This window comes from Mycobacterium sp. MOTT36Y, assembly GCF_000262165.1.
Taxonomy (GTDB): Bacteria; Actinomycetota; Actinomycetes; order Mycobacteriales; family Mycobacteriaceae; genus Mycobacterium; species Mycobacterium intracellulare.
Genome location: NC_017904.1, coordinates 3,737,156 through 3,756,336, shown reverse-complemented (window position 1 = coordinate 3,756,336; position 19,181 = coordinate 3,737,156). Strand labels below are relative to the sequence as shown.

Sequence of the window (19,181 nt, the reverse complement as noted above, 5' to 3'; positions counted from 1 at the left end):
CGGCCGCTCATATTCCGCGGGACCGGTCTCGCCAAAACGGTTCCCGCAGCTGCGTTTTGAGGATCTTTCCGCTCGCATTGCGGGGGAGCTCCGACACGAAATCCACGGTGCGTGGGCATTTGAAGCCCGCCAGATGCTGGCGGCAGAATTCGATGATGCCGGCGGGTTCGGCCTCGCCGTCGGCCACCACGATCGCCTTGACCGATTCTCCCCAGAAGTCGTCGGGCACCCCGATCACCGCGGCATCGGCCACGGCGGGATGCTCGATGAGCACGCTTTCCACCTCGGGGCCGTACACGTTCTCACCGCCGGTGATGATCATGTCCTTCAGCCGGTCCTCGATGTAGACGTAGTCGTCGGCGTCGAGGCGCCCGACGTCGCCGGTGCGCACCCAGTCGTCGGCGGTGATCGTCTCGGCGGTCGCCTCCGGGCGGTTGAGGTACCCGGTCATGTTCTGGTTGCTGCGCACCCACACCTCACCGGACTCCCCGGGCGGCAACGAGGCGCCCGTCTCGGGGTCGACGATGCGAATCTCGCAGCCCAGCACCGCCTTTCCGGCCGAGAGCTGCAATTCGGGGCGCGCCGAATCACGGTGGTCGGCGTCGGACAGGGCCGTGACCGCGCCGCACAGCTCGGTCTGTCCGTACACCTGCACGAATTTCGTGTCCGGCCATGTCGACAGCGCCCGATGCAGCAACGGCAGCGGCATCGGCGCCGCCCCGTAGACGATGTAGCGCAGGCCGGCGATGGCGGCGGTCGCCGCCTCACCCGCCTGCAGGAACCGGGCGATCACCGGCGGCACGAAGAACGCGTGGGTGGCGCCGGCGCGCACCGCGCCGATCAGCGTCGCGGCGTCGGGTTCGCGGGTCAGGAAAGTCGGTGCGCCCGAACGGATCCCGAACAGCGCGTAGCCTATCCCGCCCACATGGAACAACGGCATGGCGACCAGGTTCGCGTCCCCGTCGGCGAACGGGAACGCCGGCGCGAGGTTCGCCGCGTGGTTGACCAGCGCGCGCTGGCTGAGCAGCACGCCCTTGGGCCGTCCGGTGGTGCCCGAGCTGTAGATCACCAACGCGGTCTCGTTCGGGTCGAGCCCCGCGTCGGCCTCGGCCGGTGACGCCGCGGCGAGCAACGATTCGTACTCCTCGCCGACCTCGATGATGCGTTCCAGGCCGGGTACCCGCTCGGCGGCCGCCTCGGCGGCGGTGCGCAGCTCGGCGCCGACCAGCAGCACGCGGGCCCCGCTGTCGGCGAGCACGTGGACGAGCTCGTCGCCGATCACCCGCCAGTTGACGACGGTGGTGACCACGCCGACGGAGGCCCCGGCGATCAGCACCTCGAGGCAGGCGGGATGGTTCTTGTCCAGGAACGCCACGCACTGGCCCCGCTCTATCCCGGCGTCGCGCAGCGCCCCCGCGGCGCGACGGATCCGCGAGCTCCACTCGGCCCACGACCACTGGCGCTCGCCGTAGCGGATCGCGATCGCCTCGGGCCGCTGTAGGGCGTGTCGTTCGACGATCCCGGCGAGCGTCTCCGCCGTGTCGGTTTGTGGCATGAACCCCTCCGCGTTCGATGTGTTCCACTCGGTAATACGGGATCGCTGCGCCGTGCCCGACGGCGGGGCGTCATTCCATGGAGCCGACCATCATTCCGCCGTCGCCCGCGGCTTGGGTGGTCGCGCTGCCGCCTTGGCGGAAGTCGATGAATGCCGAGCGCCCGTTCGACGTGTTCAGCAGCTCGGTGAACGTGCCGATCACCGGAATCGTGCCCTGCGGGTTCACCACGTTGGCCGTGTAGTTGACCGACGCTTGCTGCTGAAAGTTGGGCCCCTGCAGCGGCGTGACGTCGGGAGCGGTCAATCGGTTCACACCGGCCAAGATGGCCGATGCGCCGCTCACGTACTGGTCGATGTCGGCTTGCAGAACCGCGGCGGCGTCGGTGCCGCCGGCGTGTTTGACGGTGATCCGCATCTGCGCGCTGGTGTCGGCGTTGTTCAGCGCCACCCAGTTGGGGCCGCGGTTTCCCAGTGTCCAGCCGGGTGCGGGGGTGACCGAGACGCCCTGCGCGATGGCGATCGCCTCGTCGGAGGCCAGCGCAATCCCGACGGATGCGTGGGGGCCGGCCAGGACGAACACCGCGGCCACCACCGCGCCAAGCGCCCCGAGGGCGGTGGAAAAGAACGCCTGCGGCTGAGTCGATGACATCGTTGTTCCTCACTCTCTGGGCGGCGCGGATTCGAGCGCGGTCCTATCGTCCTCCGGCGCCAGGGCCGATGTCCAAGATGGGCTCGCTATGAGTCGATCCAGCGCGGCTATCGCAAATCCGGTATCCGCGAACTGATCCCGGGCCGGTGTGTCACCATGACGGGGCCGCCCGACCCGCCCCCGAGGAGGATCCGACATGGTGAACCCCGATCGCGCCCGCTCCCGCACCTTCGTCGTGACCGGCGCCGCCTCCGGAATCGGGCTGGCCACCGCGCGACGGTTGTTGGCCGAGGGCGGCACCGTCGTCGGCGCCGACCTGGCGGCACCGCCGGATGACCTGGGCCCGCGGTTCACGTTCGTGCCCGCCGACGTGACCGACGAGGCCGCGATCTCCGCGGTGCTGGACGCCGTGCCGGGCCGCCTCGACGGCCTCTTCCACGCCGCCGGTGTCGCCGGGGGAGGCCCGGTGCACCTGCTGGAGCGCGCCGAATGGGACCGGGTGATCGGGATCAACCTCACCGGCACCTTCCTGGTCGCCAAGGCGGCCCTGGCCAGGATGATCGACCAACCCCGCGCCGAGGGTGAGCGGGGCTCGATCGTGACCGTCGCCAGCGTCGAGGGCCTGGAGGGCACCGCGGGCGGCAGCTCCTACAACGCGGCCAAGGGCGGCGTCGTGCTGCTCACCAAGAACATCGCCCTCGACTACGGCCCGAGCGGCATCCGGGCGAACGTCATCTGTCCCGGCTTCATCGAAACCCCGATGGCGCACAGCGTGTTCAGCATTCCCGGGATGGAGGGCCCGCTCGCCTCCATCACCAAGGAGCACGCGCTGCAGCGGCTTGGACAGCCCGAGGAGATCGCGGCCATGGCCGCCTTCCTGCTGTCGCCCGACGCCTCCTTCGTCAGCGGTCAGGCCCTCGCCGTCGACGGCGGCTACACCGCCGGTCGCGACCACGGTGTCGTCGAACTCTTCGGCTTTCCCAGCTGATACCACTGCGATTCAAATGCCACTAAGATTCGTCCATGAGCGGTGGATTAACCCCTGACCAAGCGATCGAGGCGATCCGGGGCGCCGGCGGCGCTCAGCCGGGCTGCCGCGCGTTGCATGCGAAGGGCACCCTGTACCGGGGCACGTTCACCGCGGCCCGCGACGCGGTAATGCTCTCGCGCGCAAGCCATCTCGACGGCTCGCCGGTCCCGGCGCTGATCCGGTTCTCCAACGGATCGGGCAACCCCAAGCAGCGCGACGGCCGGCCCGGCGTGCGTGGGATGGCGGTGAAGTTCACCCTGCCCGACGGCTCCACCACCGACGTCTCGACGCAGACCGCCCGGCTCTTCGTCTCCAGCACGCCGGACGGCTTCATCGATCTGCTCAAGGCGATGCGGCCCGGCCTGATGACGCCGCTGCGCATGGGCAAGCACCTGCTCACCCACCCGCGGCTGCTCGGCGCGTTGCCCATCCTGCGGGAGGCCAACCGGATCCCTGCGAGCTATGCCACCACCGAATACCACGGCCTGCACGCGTTCCGCTGGGTCGCCACCGACGGCAGCGCCAGATTCGTTCGCTACCACCTGGTTCCGATCGCTGCCGAGGAGTACCTGTCGGTGTCGGACGCCCACGGCAAGGATCCGGACTTCCTCACCGACGAGCTGGCGACGCGGCTGGACGGTGGACCGGTGCGGTTCGACTTCCGGGTGCAGATCGCCGGGCCCACCGACTCCACGGTGGACCCGTCGTCGGCCTGGCAGAGCACCCAGATCGTCACCGTCGGCTCCCTGCAGATCACCGGTCTGGACACCGAGCGCGAACACGGCGGCGACATCGTGGTGTTCGACCCGATGCGGGTGACCGACGGCATCGAACCCTCCGACGATCCGGTCCTGCATTTCCGGACGCTGGCCTATTCGGCGTCGGTCAAGCTGCGCACCGGGGTCGAGCGCGGCGCCGAAGCCCCGCCCGCCTGAACATGCGACGAAATCGGCGGCAGGCTAAGGTTTTTCTTCGGTGTCGCCATTTCAGATGTTCCTCATATGCCTGGCCGGACTGGCGGCCGGGGCGATCAACGCGCTGGTCGGCTCCGGCACCCTGATCACCTTCCCGACGCTGGTTGCGCTCGGCTTTCCACCCGTGACGGCCACCATGTCGAACGCGACGGGCCTGGTCGCCGGCAGCGTGTCGGCGACCTGGGGCTATCGCGCCGAGTTGCGCGGTCAGTGGGATCGGTTGCGCTGGCAGCTGCCGGCTTCGCTGGCCGGCGCGACGCTGGGCGCCTATCTGCTGTTGCATCTGCCCGAGAAGGTGTTCGCCGAGATCGTGCCCGTGCTGCTGGTGCTGGCGCTGGCGCTGGTGGTGATCGGGCCGCGGATCCAGGCGTGGACCGGCCGGCGCGCCGCGCAGGCGGGCCGCTCACCCGAGCACGTCCCGCCGGGGCGGATGGCGACGCTGGTGCTGGGCACCTTCGCCGTCGGCGTCTACGGCGGCTATTTCACCGCCGCCCAAGGCATTTTGCTGGTCGGGCTGATGGGGGCCTTGCTGCCGGAGTCGGTGCAACGCATGAACGCCGCCAAAAACCTCCTGGCCCTGGTGGTGAATGTGGTTGCCGCCGTTGCCTATACGGCCGCGGCGTTCGACCGGATCAGCTGGCCGGCCGCCGGGCTGATCGCGGCGGGCTCGCTGGTCGGTGGCCTGCTCGGGGCGCGTTACGGACGCCGGCTATCGGGCAACGCGCTGCGCGCCATCATCGTGGTCGTGGGCCTGATCGGGCTGTATCGGCTGCTCGCGGTGGCCTGACGAGAAGTGTTGTGCGGCAACGAGACTCAACTCAGCGTGGCCGCTGCGGCTTCGGCGATGACGTCCGCCACCTCGCCGCGTCGGCGCCACGCCCGCAGCTGCCGCATCGCCCCATTGCCTAGCGTCGCGACGCGGTCGAGTTCATGGACGACGTGCCGGTATTCCCCCAGTGACTTGAGCGCCGGGCGGACCCGTTGCACGAGCGTTCCCAGTTGCTCACGCGCCGGCACCGCCCCGCGGCCGTGGATCAGATCGAGTGTATGCCCGGACAATCCGTCGTGCGCGGCCTTCCAATACGCCGCGCGCAGCGCGCCGGGCGGTAGCCGGCGGGCGTCGTCGGGTGAGTCGAGCGCCGTCATCACGGCGGCCCTGATCAACGTTGCCAGCAGCACGGTCTCGTCGACCGTGGCGGGCACGTCGGCCACGCGCACCTCCACCGTCGGGAACTCCGCCGAAGGGCGCACGTCCCAATAGACCATGTCCTTGTCGAGGATCACCCCGGTGTCGACCAGCATGCGTACCGCTTCGTCGTATTCGCCGGGCGAGGCGAAAAACGGCGGCGCACCCGCGGCCGGCCAGCGCCGCCACAGCACGCTGCGCCAGCTCGCGTAGCCGCTGTCGGCGTTGCGGTACACCCGCGAATTGGCCGACAGCGCAAGCAATGACGGCAGCCACGGCCGCAGCCAGTTGCTGACATGGATGGCCGCGGCACGGTCGGGCACCTGCACATGCACGTGGCATCCGCAGATGCCCTGCTCGTGGGCGATCATCCCGAACTCGTCGCCGATCCGCCGGTAGCGCGGCGTGTCGGTGACCGGGAACGCATGCGGGGTGGCCGGCGGAAGCCCGCAGGCCAGCAGCTGGACGCCGACGGATTGCGCGGCCTGCGCCGCGGCGCGTCGCAGCCGGCGCAGTTCCTCACCGAGCTCGGCGGCGCTCGCCGCCACGTCGGATGTGGTTTCCACCTGGCAGCTGCTCAGTTCCAGCTGCAGCGCGACGCCGTGCCGCTCGGCCTCGGCCGCCACGGCGGCGTTGCGCGGGGACGGCTCACCGGTTCGCGGGTCGACGAGGAGAAACTCTTCCTCCGCGCCGACGGTGGGATGGCCGCTCATTCAGCCGATTACGGCCGAGCAGTGCCGTGTGGTTACCAGCGCGCGGCCGCGGACAACGCGGAGTCGACGGTGGGGTAGATGGGCAGCACGCCGCCGAGCCCGCACGCGTCGATGATGCGGGCGACGATCGGCTCGCAGCTCACCAGCCGCAGATCGATGCCGCGTTTCTGGCAGCGCTTCGCCTCGTCGGCGAGCACCGCGAACGCGCAGCAGCCCATGAACTCGAGCCCGGTGACGTCGACGACGAACGGGCCGGGCGCGGTGACGACGCCGGCCGCCTCGCTGACCAGGTGGCGCCAGGTGTGCTCGTTGCACGCGTCGATCTCGCCCCCCGCGTAGATCAGCACCGCCGGGCCGCAACGATCGGCGGTCGCCCGTAGCGTGCTGTGCGGATCGCCCAGCTCATACACCAGCTTGGTGCTCAGCATGAGGTGAGTGGTGGGCAATTGTTCCGCAATGGCTGAGTTCATGATGGACCCCCTGATCGACCGGCGTCCGAGACGCCGCGAGGATGCCCGTCCTATTGTCTGAAGACAGACTGTTCGCGGATGCGAATCTCATTTGTATAACGAGACAGGGCGGTCTGTCTACGGGTCCGGGGCTAAGAGTACGGTAAGGCCCGTATGACAACCTCCGATGTCGGGACGCCTGCCGCGTCGGCGCGTGAACGCGTGCTGACCGCGGCATATGAGCTGTTCAGCCGCCGCGGCATCCGCGCCGTGGGCACCGACGAGGTGATCGCGCGGGCCGGTGTCGCCAGGGCGACGCTGTACCGCCATTTCGCCACCAAGACCGACCTGGTGCTGGCCGTGCTGCAGCGCCGGGAGGAGCTCTGGACGCACGGTTTGATCGAGGAGCAGTCGCGGCAGCGCGGTACCACCCCCGAGGAACAGTTGCTGGCGATCTTCGACGTCATGCACGACTGGTTCCAGCTCCGTGACGGATACGAAGGCTGCTCGTTCATCAACGTGCTGCTTGAAGTCGGGCCGGACCATCCGGCCGGACGGGCCTGCATCACCCACATCGACCACGTCCGCGACATCGTGCGCAGCCGCGCGATCGCGGCGGGGTTGACCGACATCGAAGACTTCGCCTCGTCGTGGCACATCCTGATGAAGGGCGCCATCATCCTCGCCGCCGTCGGGGACCTCGACGCGGCCAAGCGCGCGCGCCGGATGGCCCGCGCCCTGATCGACGAACACCGGCCGCCGCTGGTGGCCGACACCGGCGAGGCCGTTTAGTCAGACCGTGTCGGCTTGCGTGGCGGCCTCCGCGGTCTTGCGGTGATGCTCGGCCTCCAATTCGGCAATCGCCCGTGATGTGCGCTCGCGCAACAGGATTGCCGCGGTGAGACCGGCCACCACGGCGACCACCAGCCCGATCCAGGAGAACCGCTCCAGCCAGCGTTCGGCCGCGATGCCGGCGAAGTACACCAGCGCGGTCGTGCCGCCCGCCCAGCAGATGGCGCCCGAGACGTTGGCCGCCAGGAACCGCGGATAGTGCATCTTCAACGCACCCGCCAGCGGCCCGGCCAGAATCCGCAACAGCGCGATGAACCGACCCAGGAAGACGGCCCGCGCGCCCCACCGGTTGAACAGCTTCTCGGCGAGCGCGACGTGTCCGGGACCGAAATGCTTGGGGAATCGCCGGCCGAGCCGGTCGAAGAGCGGCATGCCGAAGCGGCGCCCGATCGCGTACCCGATCGAATCTCCGATCACCGCGCCGATCACCGCGGCGGCGCCGACCCCGATCGGATTGACGGCCAGGTCGTGATGCGACGACATCAGGGCCGCGGTCACCAACACGATCTCGCCCGGCAGCGGGATGCCCAGGCTCTCGATCCCGACCACACCGCCGACCACCACGTAGACCGCGAGCGGCGGGATCGAGTGCAGCAAGGGCTCCACATTCATGCGTCAAGGATGCCTGACCGGCCGCCGATCCGCGCCCCAAGGTGCGCGTTTCAATTCGCTTGCGGCGCCCGGGCCCACGGGACGAAACCCTCCTGCGTCCGGCGCCGACTGGTTACCGTTGAGCCATGCCACCCAAGCGCGAGCGCGCCGCACGGGATGTCGCCGCGGCGGCGCCCGCCGATTCGCTTGCGCCGCAGTATCCGATCGAGTCGGTCGACAATGCGCTCAAGCTGTTGTTGCTGCTGGGCGAACAACCCCAGATCCGGTTGAGCGAGGCGACCCGCTATCTGGGTGTGGCGTCGTCGACCGCGCACCGGTTGCTGGCGATGCTGGCCTACCGCGGCTTCGTCCGGCAGGACCCGGTGTCCAAGGCGTACCTGCCCGGCCCGTCATTGACCGGGGTGGCGTTCGCGATCTTCGGCCGCGTCGACATCGCGCGATCCGCCGCGCCCGTCCTGCGCGGCCTCAGCGAACAGCTGCGCGAGACCGTGCACGTCGGAATGCTGGACGGCGCCAGCGTCCGCTTCGTGGCCGCCGTCGAGGGGCCGGCCGCGGTGCGGGTGGCGTCCCGGCTGGGCCGCACGATGCCCGCGCACTGCACCTCGACGGGCAAGGTGATGCTGGCCCAGTTGTCGCCACCGGAATTGCGTGCGCTGCTGCCGCGCGAGCGGCTCGAGCGCATCACCGCGCATTCGATCGCCAGCCGCGTCGAGCTGGAAGCCGAGCTGTCCGGCATCCGCGAACGCGGCTACGCCACCAACCGGGAGGAGAGCGAGGAGGGCGTCGCCTCGGTCGCCGTGCCCATCCCGGCCCGGGCGCCCGGCCTGCGGCTCGCGCTCAACGCCGCCGCGCCGCAACACCGGCTGGACCCCTCCCGGTATCCGGCGGTAGCCGCCGCACTTGTCAACGCCGCCAAGGAGATTGGCGATCTGCTCGGCTAGCTAGGCCGGCGACGATGCGGGCCCCGACGGGAGTCGCGCCACTTCGTGGCGCCAGGCCGCCTCGGCGGTGAGCGCGGGCCCCAGATCCGGCAGGTCCTCCCAGTCCGCGTCGTCGATGTCGCGCGGCGTGCCGCCGGCGGCGCGCACTCGCAACGCCATGCGGGCCAGCGCGTCGAGGCTGATCGCCTGCAGCACCGCCTGCGGCACCGTGGCCGCGGCGCTGGTGATTCCGTGTCCGCGGCAGATCACCACGGGCGCACCGCGCATGGCCGCCACCATCTCCTTGCCCAGCCGCGAATCTCGGATCAGCACGGCGCGTTCGTAGACGGGGACACCGCCGCGCGCCAGCCAGGCGCCGGGAATGTCGTAGGCGCCGTAGATGGGCCGGATCGTGATGCCGGCCAAATCGGCGGCGACCACCGCCGGCGGGTGCAGGTGCGCGACGGCCGTGTGGCGCGGGTCGGCGAGCATGGTCTCGACGTGGATGGGCAGTTCGTTGGGCACCCGGTACCCGTCGAGTTCGCCTGGGGCGCCGGGGCTGCCGTCGAATCGGACCAGCCGGATGTCGCTGGGCCGGGTGAACGCCACCCCGTCGTCGGCGTCGCTGCGGCAGCGCACCAGCAGGCGCTCGTCGTCGACCCGCTGGCTCAGGTGGCCGAGGATGCCGTCGACCAGGCCGCGGGCGGCCGCGACGCGGCACCCCTGCGCGACCAGGGTTCGCTGCCGCTCCAGCCGGTCGGTCATGGTTCGGTCCCTTTCGGGTCGGGTTTCGTTGCGCCGAGGCCGAATCCGCCGTCGGGACGCACGGTTTCGCCGGTGATCCCGCGGGAGCGGTCGGACGCCAGGAACACATAACTGAACGCGTGGTCTTCGCCGGTGAGCGCGACGTGCAGGGGAGTGCGGTCCGCCACCTCGCGGGCCCGGCCGGGTCTGTCGTCCAGCCGGGTGTCGCCCAGCCCCAGGCTGGCGAGGCCGCGCAGATCGGTGTTCAGCGTGCCGCCGGGCGCCACCCCGTTGACCCGGATCCCCGGCGCCAACTCGTGGGCCAGCGCCGAAACCAGGCCGCGCACCGCGAATTTCGAGGAGACGTACAGCGCGCCGCCGCGTCCCGGGTAGAACGACGAGGCGGACTCGGTCAGCACGATCGAGGCCCCTCCCGCGTGCCGAAGCGCGGGGATCGCCGCCTTGACCGACTGCATGTGGCTGAGCACGTTGGTGCGAAACATCTCGTCGAACGCGCCGGGCAGGTCGGGCGGGTCGATGTCGCCGATGCCCCGGTAGAAGTCGAAGATTCCGACACAGTTGACCAGCGTGTCCAGCCCGCCGAAGGCCTCCACCGCGGCGGTGACGGCCCGTTCGTTGGCGTCGTAGGCGGTCGCGTCGCCCTCGGTCACCGGTACGTCGGGCAGCTGCGCGCGCAGCGCGGCGCACTTCTCCGGAACGCGTTCCAGCGCGGCGACTTTCGCGCCCTCGGCGCGAAACGCGTCGAGGACGGCGCGCCCGATTCCCGAACCCGCGCCGACGACCAGCGCGCGCTTGCCCTCAAGCCAGCCCGTCATCGCGCTCCTCGGGATCGTCGGGCAGCAGCGGCGCGTGGGAGTTGCCGACCATGGCAGCTAGAGTACGGGGGTTCTGCCAGGTCAGGGCCTCGACCTCGAGCGCGTCGAGGGTGATCGACTCCCCGGACCTGGGGGCGCTGATCAGCAGGCGTGACCCGTTGCGGGTGTCGATCCGGCGCACCACGACCTCGGTGAATTCGTTGGCGATCGTGATGGGTTCGTCGCTCATAGGAACACCGCCAGGTTCTGCATCCGTAGCACCGACTCGTCGGCGAGGATGGTGCGCCGCGCCAGCTTGAAGCGATCGCCACACCGGCGCAGGAGGTCCTCGCGCCCGCAGGACAGCAGGGCGGCCTCGTTGACGTCGCCGCGGCTGCGGAACAGCAGCTCGGCCGATTCGACGACCACGTCCTCGGAATCGTCGCACTCGAAGGTGCGCACGTTGGTGATGAAGTGCCGCAGCCGCGACGGCGGGTCCTCGGCCCACACGTGCTCGGTGCCCATCCGCGCGACCCGCTGGGTCAGGGAGTACTTGTCCTCATCGAAATGGGCCATGCCGGGCTCGGGAAACGGCGACGCGTCGAATCCCGCGCCGCGCGCGGCGGTGACCCGCACCGGCATGGTGTAGCGGACGTCGTCGGTCAGCGTGTCCAGCCACGCCTCATACCGTTGGCCGTCGAGCAGGTACGCCTCGTCCACCAGGAACTGGTGCGCCTCGAGGTGTCGACTGTCGCTGAAGGGCAGGGGCTTTCTCATGTGCCCGCCCCCTGCAGGTAGTCGGCCCACATGGCCAAAAGCGCCCGCTGGTTGTGCTCGTTGTAGCCGACCTGCGCGCGTCCGGGGCCGTGAAAAGCGTTGGGCGCCAACGGCTCGACGACTGAGCGGTCGTCGGCGAGCAGGCCCATGCGGCTGTTCAGCAGCAGCCGTCGCGCCATCGAACCGCCCGCGGTGGTGGTCAGCGACACCCAGTTCTCCACATCGTCCTGTTCGAACATGCCCGTCGACCCGAAGCACATCAGATACGCCTTGTACGAATCCTGTTTGTACTGCGGGGGAGCGGTGGAGTCCACGGCGAACCACGAACACACCTCGGTCTCGTTCTCGCTGATGGGTTGCCACAACCGGATCGAGATGAACGGCAACACTTCTGCTTTCTTGTCGTCGCGACCGCCGCGGACCTTGGGCCAGTTGTGCACGAAACTCAGGTTCGGAAAGCAGGTCGCCGCGGAGATCATGAACCCGTCCTCGCCGACGACCCGCTGCTGTTGCGGGGTCCACACGTCCTTGATGCGGCCGATCATCTCGGCGGGGTAGCCGACGTAGCGCATCCGCTCCTCGAAGCTGCCGGGGGGCAGTTTGTAGGTGGTGCCCCCGCCGCGGTGCGCCCAGTAGGTGGCGCCGTCCTTGCGCTTCTGGGCTTTCGGCTCGCGGAACAGGCCGATCTCGACGATCGACGCGTGGGTGTGTGGGGTGTGGTACATGTCGCCGGCGAAGTTCTCCGCGCCGATCTTCCAGTTCGCCTTGATCCGCCAGCGCTGCGGCCCCCGCACCTCGACGCCGCCGGCGCTCTGCTTGGTGTAGTAGTCCAGGTAGAACCTGAAGTCGCCCAGGAAGTCTTCCAGCGGTTCGGCATTCGGATCCAGGCTGATGAACAGCAGACCGTTGTAGCTCGCGAAATTCGGTGCGGGCAACAGGGTTTGGTCCTTGGCGAACCCCTCGTCGCCGCCGTAGGCCTCCCGGTGGAACGGCAGCCCGGTGAGCCGTCCGTCGTTGCGGTAGGTCCAGCCGTGGTAGGGGCAGCGGAAGTTGGAGGCGTTTCCCATCTCCGCGCGACAGACCTGCATCCCGCGATGCAGGCACATATTGAACAGGGCCCGCACCTCGCCGGCGGAATCCCGGGTGATGATGAACGAGTCGTCGAGCACCCGGCGCACCACGTAGTCGCCGTCGTGCGGGATTTCGGACTCGTGCCCCACGAAGGTCCACGCCCGGCCGAACAGCCGTTCCTTCTCCAGCGCGAACAGTTCGGAGTCGTTGTAGATGTGCGCGGGGATCATCCCGCGGCGCACGTTCTCGAAGACTTCGAGCAATCCGCCGTCCCGGTGCGCCATGACTCCCTCTGATGTACAGAAATACTCTCCGCTCAGAAGAATCCCGCAGTCTTCGGCGCCGGTCAACCGCCGGGCGCCCGCGTCGCCAGGTTGTCCGCAGAATCCTTGGGGCCGATTCACAGGTGGCACGCAATTACATCCCGGAAACCCCCGGCTACCGTGGGTCACGGCAGCGGTTCGGCGTATGTGAGCGCGGAGTAAACTGCCGGTAATCGTTCGGTTTTGCGGTTATTAACCGCTTATTTCCACTGATTTGAGGAAAGGCAGGGTGCGATGGTGGGTCGGCCACGCGGGGGTCGATTGCAGCAGGTCGGATCCAAGGTTCTGGCCGCTATCGGGCGCCAGGAGTGGATGGATCGGCCGAGCTATCGGTTCGAACACCTGCTCAGCTTCGCCTACAACGGGCTCGGCGGCGCCCGCAACACCGTCACCAACGCGCTCAACGGCGTCTGGCTCGGGCACCCGGTGCACCCGCCGCTGGCGTCGCTGACCAGCGGCGCGCTCGGCACGACGGTGGCGCTGGACGCCCTCAGCGTGCTGCCGGGCCAGCCCGCATCCGAGGTCGTCGACGCCTCGCGATTCGCCTCCCGCGCCCTCGGGGTCGGCATCCTGGCGAGCCTGGGCTCGGCCGTCACCGGCGTCACCGACTGGCAGCACACCCACGAGGAGGACCGCCGCGTCGGCGCGGTGCACGGCCTGCTGAACGTCGCCGCCACCGCGCTGTACATGCAGTCGTGGTGGGACCGTCGCAAGGGACGCCACGGGCGAGGCATCGTGCTCACCGCGCTGGGCTACGGCATCACCGTCGCCGGCAGCTACCTCGGTGGTGCGCTGGTCTTCGACTCCGGTATCGGCATCGACCAGTCCGGTCCGCGGCTGCGCACCTCCACGTGGACGCCGGTGCTGCCCGCGAGCTCGCTCAACGGCAAACCGGTGCGCGTCGAGGTCGACGGTGTGGGCCTGGTGGTCTGTCAGACCAAGCCCGGTGAAGTCGCGGCGTACGGAGAATTCTGCCCCCACCTGGCCGCCCCGATGGCCGACGGCTGGATGGACCGCGGCCGGTTGGTGTGCCCCTGGCACGGCTCGTGGTTCGCCGCCGAATCCGGCGAAGTGGTGCGCGGTCCGGCGGCAGCGCCGCTGCCGTGCTACGAGGCCCGGTTGGTCGACGGAGTGGTCGAAGTCCGCGGTGAGCAGCAGCCCGCTCCCGGCGGCGCGATCGGAATCGCTAAAGGAGGAGCCAATTGAACGCCTACGACGTTCTCAAAGAACACCACATCGTGCTCAAAGGCCTCGGCCGCAAGGTCAGCGAGGCACCGCTGAATTCCGAAGAGCGCCATGCCCTTTTCGACGACATGCTGATCGAGCTCGACATCCACTTCCGGATCGAGGACGACCTGTACTACCCGGCGCTGCGCGCGGCCACCAAGCTGATCGCGGTCGCCCACGCCGAACACCGCCAGGTCGTCGACCAGCTTTCCGTGTTGCTCAAGACGCCGCAGAGCGCGCCGGGGTATGAGGACGAGTGGAATTCGTTCAAGACCGTGCTGGAGGCGCACGCGGACGAAGAGGAACGCGACATGATCCCGGCCCCTCCGCAGGTGAAGATCACCGACGCGGAGCTCGAGGAGCTGGGCAACAAGATGGCCGCCACGATCGAGCAATACCGCGGCTCGGCCGTGCACCGCCTGCGGACCAAGGGGCGCGCGGCGTTGATCCGCGCCCTGTAGGGGAGCATCGAGAGTAGCGTCACGGCTCATGGACGCCGGGTGTGTCGCTTCTCAGGCTGACATCACGGCGGAGATCGCCCGCATCGCAGCGCAATACCCGGGCGGGGCAGGCCCGGCGCACGGTCAGCCGCTCCTGGACTATCCGCCGTACCGCAGCACGACGCTGCGCCACCCCAAGCATCCCCTGGTCGCGATCGATCCCGAGGGCGTCGAGCTCTGGGCGCCGTGCTTCGGCCACCAGGACGTCGACCCGCTCGACGCCGACCTGACGGCCGGGCATCCGGGCGAGCCGATCGGGGAGCGCGTCGCGGTGACCGGACGCGTCGTCGACGAAGGCGGCCGACCGGTGGCCGATCAGCTGGTCGAGATCTGGCAAGCCAATGCCGCCGGGCGCTACCGCCACCAGCGCGACCAGCACCCGGCCCCGCTCGACCCCAACTTCACCGGCGCCGGCCGCTGCCTGACCGGGCCGGACGGCTCCTATCGGTTCCTGACCGTCAAGCCCGGCCCCTACCCATGGCGCAACCATCGCAACGCCTGGCGCCCGGCGCACATCCATTTCTCCGTTTTCGGAACGGCTTTCACCCAGCGCCTGGTCACCCAGATGTACTTCCCGGGCGACCCCCTGTTCGAGCTGGATCCGATCTTCCAGTCGATCCTCGATCCCGCCGCGCGGCAACGGCTCATCGCCCGCTACGACCACGACCTGACCCAGCCCGAGTACGCGACCGGGTACCGGTGGGACATCGTCCTGACCGGCGGCGCGCCGACACCCACCGAGGGCGCGCATGACTGAAACAGCCTGCACCCCAGGGCAAACGGTCGGACCCTTCCTCGACCTGGGATTGCCGTACCCCGGTGACAGCGAGCTGGTCGACGACGGTCACCCGCAGGCCATCCGGCTGCACGGCGCGGTGTACGACGGCGGCGACGCCGCGGTCCCCGACGCACTGGTCGAACTCTGGCAGCCCGATACCGCGGGACGCATTGCGCGGCAGGCCGGTTCGCTGCGCCGATCCCACGCGTCGATCCCGTCGTTCACCGGCTGGGGCCGCTGCGCGACCGACGGCGCCGGGCGCTACGCGTTCACCACCCTGACCCCGGGTTCGGTGATCGACGGGCGCCCGCCGTTCTTCGCGCTCACCGTGTTCGCGCGGGGGCTGTTGAACCGGTTGTTCACCCGCGCCTACCTGCCGGGGGCCGACCCGGAGGCCGATCCGCTGCTGGCCGCCGTCCCCGCCGAGCGTCTGGAAACGTTGCTCTGCGTGGCCGAAAATGACGGCGCCGCATACCGTTTCGACATCCACCTGCAGGGGCCGGCCGAGACCCTGTTCCTGGCGTACCGGGCGGAGCCGCGATGACGAATTTGCTGTGGCCCGGAGACCATCGAGCCGGCGAGCACATGACCGACGGGGCGCTGCTGGGTTCGATGGTCGCGGTGGAGTCCGCGTGGCTGAGCGCGCTGGCGGGCGCCGGCCTGACAGCCGCCGAGTGCGTCGGTGTGGAGCTGCGGAATCTGGTGACGCACGACGACTGCGAGGCGCTCGCGGCCTCCGCCGAAGACGGCGGCAACCCGGTGATTCCCCTGGTGAAGCTGCTGCGCGAGCGCGCGGAACCGGCCGTCGCGCCGTGGATCCACCGCGGACTCACCAGCCAGGACGTCCTGGACACCGGCCTGATGCTGGCCACGCGCGCGGTCGCCGACGACCTGATCACGCAGCTGAGAGAGCAGATCTCGGCGCTGTCCGAACTCGTCACGCGGCACCGGGCCACTCCGATGGTGGCCCGCACCCTTACCCAGCACGCCGCACCCACCACCTTCGGCGCCAAGGCCGCCGCTTGGCTGAACGGGGTCGTCGACGCCTTCGACCGGATGGCCGCGCTGACCACGCCCGTCCAAATCGGCGGCGCCGCGGGCACATTGGCCGCCGCCACGGAGTTGGCGGCGCTGCTCACCGGCGGCTCCGACCCGGCCGGGGTGGCGGCCGGCGTCGCCGCCGACACGGCAACCGCATTGGGCCTGGCGCCGCGGGCGCCCTGGCACACGGCCCGCGCGCCGATCACCGGCGCCGCCGACGCGTTCGTCGGCTGCACCGACTGCTGGGGACGCATCGCCTCCGACATCGTCACGCTGGGCCGCCCCGAGATCGCCGAACTCAGCGAGCCGACGGCCGACAACCGGGGCGGCTCGTCGTCCATGCCGCACAAGCGTAACCCCGTGCTGTCCATCCTGATTCGCCGCGCCGCGCTGTCGACGCCCCCGCTGGCCGCCACCTTGCACACCGCCGCGGCGCTGGCCGACGACGAACGGCCCGACGGGGCATGGCACGCCGAATGGGACACCCTGCGCACGCTGGGCCGGCGCACCGTGGTCGCGGGATCCCAAACCGCGGAGTTGCTGACCGGCCTGACCGTGCACACGCAGCGCATGGCCGAAAACCTCGATGCCGCAGATGTTTTGGGTGAGCAGCAAGCGATCGCCGAGCTGGTGGGCAAAGACCCGTCACCGACCTACTTCGGCGCCGTCGACCGGCTGATCGACGACAGCCTCGGCCGCGCCGCGCGGGCACTCGCTCAGCGCTGAGTCGCGATTCTCAGTCGGCCACCGCGATCTCGATGGACAAGCACTCACTCAGGGCGTGCGCCGCCGCCCAGTCGCCGCCGCACACGGCCCGCTCGAGTTCGTCGACCAGCGGGCTGTCGGCTCCCAGGTCCGCCAGCCACGCCGACACCGTCGCCGTGATCTGATGGGCGGGCACCCTGGCGACGTGCCCGCGGTGGAGTCGGTCGGTCAACTGGTAGATCGTGGCCGTCGGCCTGCGCTGCGGCCAATGAACCATCCATTTCGGTGAATTCATCGTCCCCTCCCCGCTAGCCTCAACGACTCATCCATCCCCGGCGGCACGTCCAGCTTCAAAGCGCAATAGTACGTCCGTACCAATGCGTGGGTTGTCATTTCGGCCGTCAAAACTCGAACTTTTTCGCGGTTTTTGTTCATCGCGGTCGCCTACCTGGTTCTGCAGCAGAAGAGCAGGCCGATCAATGCCGCGCCAATGAGGCACGGCCCGCCCGGGACATGATGCGTTGCAAGACGTTGTGGGACAGGTCGCCGTCGTTGGCCACCCTGGCGAGGCCGCGCCGCCTCAGGAACATGTCGAGCCGCCGGTCGGGTGACCAATCGGCGTAGATGGCGCCGAGGTAATGCGACTGCAGGAAATCCGACGCCAACGCGTCGAGGTCGGAATCCGTCAGCGACGGTGGGCTAGCACCCATGCTCGGCAAGCTCCTTCGTTCTCCCCACAACTGCCGCAGCCAAGTTACGTCAGGGGGCGTCACTAAACCGTCACGCGGAGATTGCGGAACGGGCCCAAACTCGGGACCCGATATCGGAAGCGGCGCAACACCGAACGGCGCAGGCCGTCCCCAAAGCCTTCCGGGGCCGGTCAGCCGGTGGCCGATGCCGCGGGCTTGTGGGCGACGATCGCGACGGCGGCCAGTTGCTTGCGGTGCTTGCGGAACGTGCGGCGCATCGCCAGGACCCGCTTGCGGGCATCACGGTGCAGGAGCACGTTCCTGGCGAACCGCAGGGCCCCGAACAGGCCCTCGTCGGAGACCAGCCGGCGGGGCTGTAGCAGGGCCATCGGCGCGGTGGTGACGTTGTCGACCACCAATCCGTGCTCGGCGAGCAGTTTCGACCACTCCGCGATCGTCAGCGGCCGCGCGTTCACCTTGATCGAACGCGCGAGCGCCTGCCGGATCTCGGTGCTGATCTCCTCCGACACCGTGTCCGGGATGAGGGCGAGTTCGTGGATCGCGTAGCGGCCCCCCGGCCGCAGCACGCGGGCCGCCTCGGCGACGATGGCCTGTTTGGCCGCGTCGCCCTGCATGGTCAGCATCGCCTCTCCGACGACGACATCGCTGCTGGCGTCCGGCAACCTGGTCTCCGCCGCGTCCGCCACCCGCACGGCGGCATTCTGCGCACCGAGATCGGAAAGCACGCCGCGGACCATGTTGGCCGCGTCCGGGTCGCCCTCGGCGCCGACGTAGGATCGCGGACCGCGGGCCACGATCTCGGTGGCGGTACGGCCCAGGCCCGGCGCCAGCTCGACCACATCGGCGCCGCCCAGCTCCGCGCGCGACAGCAGGGTGCGGGTCAGCTCGACCCCGCCGGGGCGCAACACGCGCTTGCCGAGCCGCGCCAACAGCCAATGGCCGGCGACCGCGCTGTCGTCACGGCGCGAGGCCGGCAGCGGAAGTTCGGAACCTGCTCGTTGTCCTGGCATCAGATCTCCTGTCGCGCAGCGCCTTGCGGTGAGGCCAGGGCCAGCTCGTGGTACCCATGGCGCACCGGGGGCGGGGTGTCGATGAGCCTACCGTCGGCCTTCACCGTTCTTAGGCCCTCGAACCCAATTTTTACAAGACATGTTGTGTAAACTGTAGCCCATGACTTACGCGATCGGGAAGCCATGCGTCGATGTGATGGATCGCGCCTGCGTCGACGAGTGTCCCGTGGATTGCATTTACGAGGGCGGCCGCGCGCTCTACATTCATCCAGACGAGTGTGTCGACTGCGGCGCGTGCGAGCCGGTTTGTCCGGTGGAGGCGATTTACTACGAAGATGACCTGCCCGAGGACCTCCAGCCGCACCTGGCCGACAATGCGGCATTCTTCGCCGAGACGCTGCCGGGCCGCGACGAACCCCTGGGGTCCCCGGGCGGGGCGGCCAAGGTCGGCCCGCTCGGCGTCGACACACCGCTGGTGGCTGGTCAGCCCAGTGCCGCCCATTCGGACGGGGCTTGAAGGACGAGCAGCGTGAGGGACCC

At 69.5% G+C, this 19,181-nt stretch carries 24 protein-coding genes; 11 read left to right on the top strand and 13 right to left on the bottom strand.

Going from position 1 to position 19,181, the window contains the following annotated elements; genetic code table 11:
- Nucleotides 1-7: 7 nt before the first annotated feature.
- Together W7S_RS16760 and W7S_RS16755 are read right to left on the bottom strand one after the other, a co-directional pair.
- Nucleotides 8-1,555: an AMP-binding protein gene (locus tag W7S_RS16760; RefSeq protein ID WP_008258402.1), complete on the bottom strand. Its 1,548-nt coding sequence runs from the start codon at nt 1,553-1,555 to the stop codon at nt 8-10.
- A gap of 70 nt (nt 1,556-1,625) precedes the next feature.
- Nucleotides 1,626-2,204, bottom strand: a complete 579-nt coding sequence (locus tag W7S_RS16755) for a hypothetical protein (protein WP_008258400.1) — start codon at nt 2,202-2,204, stop codon at nt 1,626-1,628.
- Between the two features lie 196 nt (nt 2,205-2,400).
- On the opposite strand from W7S_RS16755, the gene W7S_RS16750 reads away from it, so the two are divergent.
- The 3 genes from W7S_RS16750 to W7S_RS16740 are packed head-to-tail and all read left to right on the top strand — an operon-like array spanning nt 2,401 to nt 4,995.
- Entirely contained in the window at nt 2,401-3,192 is a 792-nt protein-coding gene (locus W7S_RS16750; RefSeq protein WP_008258398.1) for an SDR family NAD(P)-dependent oxidoreductase, read from the top strand.
- A 35-nt stretch (nt 3,193-3,227) separates the two neighbouring features.
- The gene (locus tag W7S_RS16745) at nt 3,228-4,169 is read left to right on the top strand and encodes a catalase family peroxidase (protein WP_008258396.1); all 942 of its coding nucleotides are present in this window, start codon (nt 3,228-3,230) and stop codon (nt 4,167-4,169) included.
- Nucleotides 4,170-4,224: 55 nt separating this feature from the next.
- Nucleotides 4,225-4,995, top strand: coding sequence for a sulfite exporter TauE/SafE family protein (locus W7S_RS16740; protein ID WP_036429043.1), 771 nt, complete (start codon nt 4,225-4,227; stop codon nt 4,993-4,995).
- Between the two features lie 26 nt (nt 4,996-5,021).
- Here W7S_RS16740 and W7S_RS16735 read toward each other — a convergent pair whose 3' ends face one another.
- Nucleotides 5,022-6,107 (bottom strand): glutamate--cysteine ligase, encoded by a 1,086-nt coding sequence (locus W7S_RS16735; protein WP_008258387.1) that lies wholly within the window; start codon nt 6,105-6,107, stop codon nt 5,022-5,024.
- Nucleotides 6,108-6,139: 32 nt separating this feature from the next.
- Complete coding sequence (locus W7S_RS16730) at nt 6,140-6,577, bottom strand: anti-sigma factor antagonist (RefSeq protein ID WP_009952641.1); 438 nt, start codon at nt 6,575-6,577, stop codon at nt 6,140-6,142.
- A 153-nt stretch (nt 6,578-6,730) separates the two neighbouring features.
- Here W7S_RS16730 and W7S_RS16725 point away from each other — a divergent pair, with 153 nt between their 5' ends.
- Nucleotides 6,731-7,348, top strand: a complete 618-nt coding sequence (locus tag W7S_RS16725; protein WP_008258383.1) for a TetR/AcrR family transcriptional regulator — start codon at nt 6,731-6,733, stop codon at nt 7,346-7,348.
- Here W7S_RS16725 and W7S_RS16720 read toward each other — a convergent pair whose 3' ends face one another.
- On the bottom strand, nt 7,349-8,020 hold the full coding sequence (locus tag W7S_RS16720; RefSeq protein ID WP_008258381.1) for a DedA family protein: 672 nt from the start codon (nt 8,018-8,020) through the stop codon (nt 7,349-7,351).
- Nucleotides 8,021-8,145: 125 nt separating this feature from the next.
- Here W7S_RS16720 and W7S_RS16715 point away from each other — a divergent pair, with 125 nt between their 5' ends.
- The gene (locus W7S_RS16715) at nt 8,146-8,961 is read left to right on the top strand and encodes an IclR family transcriptional regulator (protein WP_008258378.1); all 816 of its coding nucleotides are present in this window, start codon (nt 8,146-8,148) and stop codon (nt 8,959-8,961) included.
- Here the strand turns inward: W7S_RS16715 and W7S_RS16710 are convergent, their stop codons facing one another.
- Genes W7S_RS16710 through W7S_RS16690 form a run of 5 tightly spaced genes read right to left on the bottom strand, consistent with a single transcriptional unit; the run spans nt 8,962 to nt 12,631 of the window.
- Entirely contained in the window at nt 8,962-9,705 is a 744-nt protein-coding gene (locus W7S_RS16710) for a class II aldolase/adducin family protein (protein ID WP_008258376.1), read from the bottom strand.
- Nucleotides 9,702-10,520: a 3-(cis-5,6-dihydroxycyclohexa-1,3-dien-1-yl)propanoate dehydrogenase gene (gene hcaB, locus W7S_RS16705; RefSeq protein WP_008258374.1), complete on the bottom strand. Its 819-nt coding sequence runs from the start codon at nt 10,518-10,520 to the stop codon at nt 9,702-9,704. Before hcaB ends, W7S_RS16710 begins: the two co-directional genes overlap by 4 nt.
- Nucleotides 10,504-10,749, bottom strand: coding sequence for a hypothetical protein (locus W7S_RS16700; protein WP_008258372.1), 246 nt, complete (start codon nt 10,747-10,749; stop codon nt 10,504-10,506). Before W7S_RS16700 ends, hcaB begins: the two co-directional genes overlap by 17 nt.
- On the bottom strand, nt 10,746-11,276 hold the full coding sequence (locus W7S_RS16695) for a 3-phenylpropionate/cinnamic acid dioxygenase subunit beta (RefSeq protein ID WP_014712037.1): 531 nt from the start codon (nt 11,274-11,276) through the stop codon (nt 10,746-10,748). The genes W7S_RS16700 and W7S_RS16695 overlap by 4 nt, the downstream gene beginning before the upstream one ends.
- The gene (locus tag W7S_RS16690; RefSeq protein ID WP_014712036.1) at nt 11,273-12,631 is read right to left on the bottom strand and encodes an aromatic-ring-hydroxylating dioxygenase subunit alpha; all 1,359 of its coding nucleotides are present in this window, start codon (nt 12,629-12,631) and stop codon (nt 11,273-11,275) included. Before W7S_RS16690 ends, W7S_RS16695 begins: the two co-directional genes overlap by 4 nt.
- 273 nt (nt 12,632-12,904) lie before the next feature.
- Here W7S_RS16690 and W7S_RS16685 point away from each other — a divergent pair, with 273 nt between their 5' ends.
- Genes W7S_RS16685 through W7S_RS16665 form a run of 5 tightly spaced genes read left to right on the top strand, consistent with a single transcriptional unit; the run spans nt 12,905 to nt 16,942 of the window.
- Nucleotides 12,905-13,876, top strand: a complete 972-nt coding sequence (locus W7S_RS16685; RefSeq protein WP_014712035.1) for a Rieske 2Fe-2S domain-containing protein — start codon at nt 12,905-12,907, stop codon at nt 13,874-13,876.
- The gene (locus W7S_RS16680; protein WP_008258355.1) at nt 13,873-14,358 is read left to right on the top strand and encodes a hemerythrin domain-containing protein; all 486 of its coding nucleotides are present in this window, start codon (nt 13,873-13,875) and stop codon (nt 14,356-14,358) included. The genes W7S_RS16685 and W7S_RS16680 overlap by 4 nt, the downstream gene beginning before the upstream one ends.
- Nucleotides 14,359-14,386: 28 nt before the next feature.
- Nucleotides 14,387-15,154: a protocatechuate 3,4-dioxygenase subunit beta gene (gene pcaH, locus W7S_RS16675; protein WP_014712034.1), complete on the top strand. Its 768-nt coding sequence runs from the start codon at nt 14,387-14,389 to the stop codon at nt 15,152-15,154.
- Complete coding sequence (pcaG, locus tag W7S_RS16670) at nt 15,147-15,719, top strand: protocatechuate 3,4-dioxygenase subunit alpha (RefSeq protein ID WP_050989389.1); 573 nt, start codon at nt 15,147-15,149, stop codon at nt 15,717-15,719. The genes pcaH and pcaG overlap by 8 nt, the downstream gene beginning before the upstream one ends.
- Nucleotides 15,716-16,942 carry a lyase family protein gene (locus tag W7S_RS16665; RefSeq protein WP_014712032.1) on the top strand — a complete coding sequence of 409 codons (1,227 nt, stop codon included), beginning with the start codon at nt 15,716-15,718 and terminating at the stop codon, nt 16,940-16,942. The genes pcaG and W7S_RS16665 overlap by 4 nt, the downstream gene beginning before the upstream one ends.
- A 10-nt stretch (nt 16,943-16,952) precedes the next feature.
- Here W7S_RS16665 and W7S_RS16660 read toward each other — a convergent pair whose 3' ends face one another.
- The 3 genes from W7S_RS16660 to W7S_RS16650 all read right to left on the bottom strand — a co-directional run bounded on the left by W7S_RS16660 (nt 16,953) and on the right by W7S_RS16650 (nt 18,641).
- The gene (locus tag W7S_RS16660; protein ID WP_009952620.1) at nt 16,953-17,216 is read right to left on the bottom strand and encodes a hypothetical protein; all 264 of its coding nucleotides are present in this window, start codon (nt 17,214-17,216) and stop codon (nt 16,953-16,955) included.
- A gap of 181 nt (nt 17,217-17,397) precedes the next feature.
- Nucleotides 17,398-17,610 (bottom strand): hypothetical protein, encoded by a 213-nt coding sequence (locus W7S_RS16655; RefSeq protein ID WP_026071309.1) that lies wholly within the window; start codon nt 17,608-17,610, stop codon nt 17,398-17,400.
- Between the two features lie 191 nt (nt 17,611-17,801).
- Nucleotides 17,802-18,641, bottom strand: a complete 840-nt coding sequence (locus tag W7S_RS16650; protein ID WP_014712031.1) for a class I SAM-dependent methyltransferase — start codon at nt 18,639-18,641, stop codon at nt 17,802-17,804.
- Between the two features lie 160 nt (nt 18,642-18,801).
- On the opposite strand from W7S_RS16650, the gene fdxA reads away from it, so the two are divergent.
- Nucleotides 18,802-19,158 (top strand): ferredoxin, encoded by a 357-nt coding sequence (gene fdxA / locus W7S_RS16645; protein ID WP_008258347.1) that lies wholly within the window; start codon nt 18,802-18,804, stop codon nt 19,156-19,158.
- Nucleotides 19,159-19,181 lie beyond the last annotated feature (23 nt).

What these genes read in the sequence shown, in the direction of transcription:
- W7S_RS16760 (WP_008258402.1), bottom strand. Translation starts at nt 1,555, where the DNA reads ATGCCACAAACCGACACGGCGGAGACGCTCGCCGGGATCGTCGAACGA.
- W7S_RS16755 (WP_008258400.1), bottom strand. Translation starts at nt 2,204, where the DNA reads ATGTCATCGACTCAGCCGCAGGCGTTCTTTTCCACCGCCCTCGGGGCG.
- W7S_RS16750 (WP_008258398.1), top strand. Translation starts at nt 2,401, where the DNA reads ATGGTGAACCCCGATCGCGCCCGCTCCCGCACCTTCGTCGTGACCGGC.
- W7S_RS16745 (WP_008258396.1), top strand. Translation starts at nt 3,228, where the DNA reads ATGAGCGGTGGATTAACCCCTGACCAAGCGATCGAGGCGATCCGGGGC.
- W7S_RS16740 (WP_036429043.1), top strand. Translation starts at nt 4,225, where the DNA reads ATGTTCCTCATATGCCTGGCCGGACTGGCGGCCGGGGCGATCAACGCG.
- W7S_RS16735 (WP_008258387.1), bottom strand. Translation starts at nt 6,107, where the DNA reads ATGAGCGGCCATCCCACCGTCGGCGCGGAGGAAGAGTTTCTCCTCGTC.
- W7S_RS16730 (WP_009952641.1), bottom strand. Translation starts at nt 6,577, where the DNA reads ATGAACTCAGCCATTGCGGAACAATTGCCCACCACTCACCTCATGCTG.
- W7S_RS16725 (WP_008258383.1), top strand. Translation starts at nt 6,731, where the DNA reads ATGACAACCTCCGATGTCGGGACGCCTGCCGCGTCGGCGCGTGAACGC.
- W7S_RS16720 (WP_008258381.1), bottom strand. Translation starts at nt 8,020, where the DNA reads ATGAATGTGGAGCCCTTGCTGCACTCGATCCCGCCGCTCGCGGTCTAC.
- W7S_RS16715 (WP_008258378.1), top strand. Translation starts at nt 8,146, where the DNA reads ATGCCACCCAAGCGCGAGCGCGCCGCACGGGATGTCGCCGCGGCGGCG.
- W7S_RS16710 (WP_008258376.1), bottom strand. Translation starts at nt 9,705, where the DNA reads ATGACCGACCGGCTGGAGCGGCAGCGAACCCTGGTCGCGCAGGGGTGC.
- hcaB (WP_008258374.1), bottom strand. Translation starts at nt 10,520, where the DNA reads ATGACGGGCTGGCTTGAGGGCAAGCGCGCGCTGGTCGTCGGCGCGGGT.
- W7S_RS16700 (WP_008258372.1), bottom strand. Translation starts at nt 10,749, where the DNA reads ATGAGCGACGAACCCATCACGATCGCCAACGAATTCACCGAGGTCGTG.
- W7S_RS16695 (WP_014712037.1), bottom strand. Translation starts at nt 11,276, where the DNA reads ATGAGAAAGCCCCTGCCCTTCAGCGACAGTCGACACCTCGAGGCGCAC.
- W7S_RS16690 (WP_014712036.1), bottom strand. Translation starts at nt 12,631, where the DNA reads ATGGCGCACCGGGACGGCGGATTGCTCGAAGTCTTCGAGAACGTGCGC.
- W7S_RS16685 (WP_014712035.1), top strand. Translation starts at nt 12,905, where the DNA reads ATGGTGGGTCGGCCACGCGGGGGTCGATTGCAGCAGGTCGGATCCAAG.
- pcaH (WP_014712034.1), top strand. Translation starts at nt 14,387, where the DNA reads ATGGACGCCGGGTGTGTCGCTTCTCAGGCTGACATCACGGCGGAGATC.
- pcaG (WP_050989389.1), top strand. Translation starts at nt 15,147, where the DNA reads ATGACTGAAACAGCCTGCACCCCAGGGCAAACGGTCGGACCCTTCCTC.
- W7S_RS16665 (WP_014712032.1), top strand. Translation starts at nt 15,716, where the DNA reads ATGACGAATTTGCTGTGGCCCGGAGACCATCGAGCCGGCGAGCACATG.
- W7S_RS16660 (WP_009952620.1), bottom strand. Translation starts at nt 17,216, where the DNA reads ATGAATTCACCGAAATGGATGGTTCATTGGCCGCAGCGCAGGCCGACG.
- W7S_RS16650 (WP_014712031.1), bottom strand. Translation starts at nt 18,641, where the DNA reads ATGCCAGGACAACGAGCAGGTTCCGAACTTCCGCTGCCGGCCTCGCGC.
- fdxA (WP_008258347.1), top strand. Translation starts at nt 18,802, where the DNA reads ATGACTTACGCGATCGGGAAGCCATGCGTCGATGTGATGGATCGCGCC.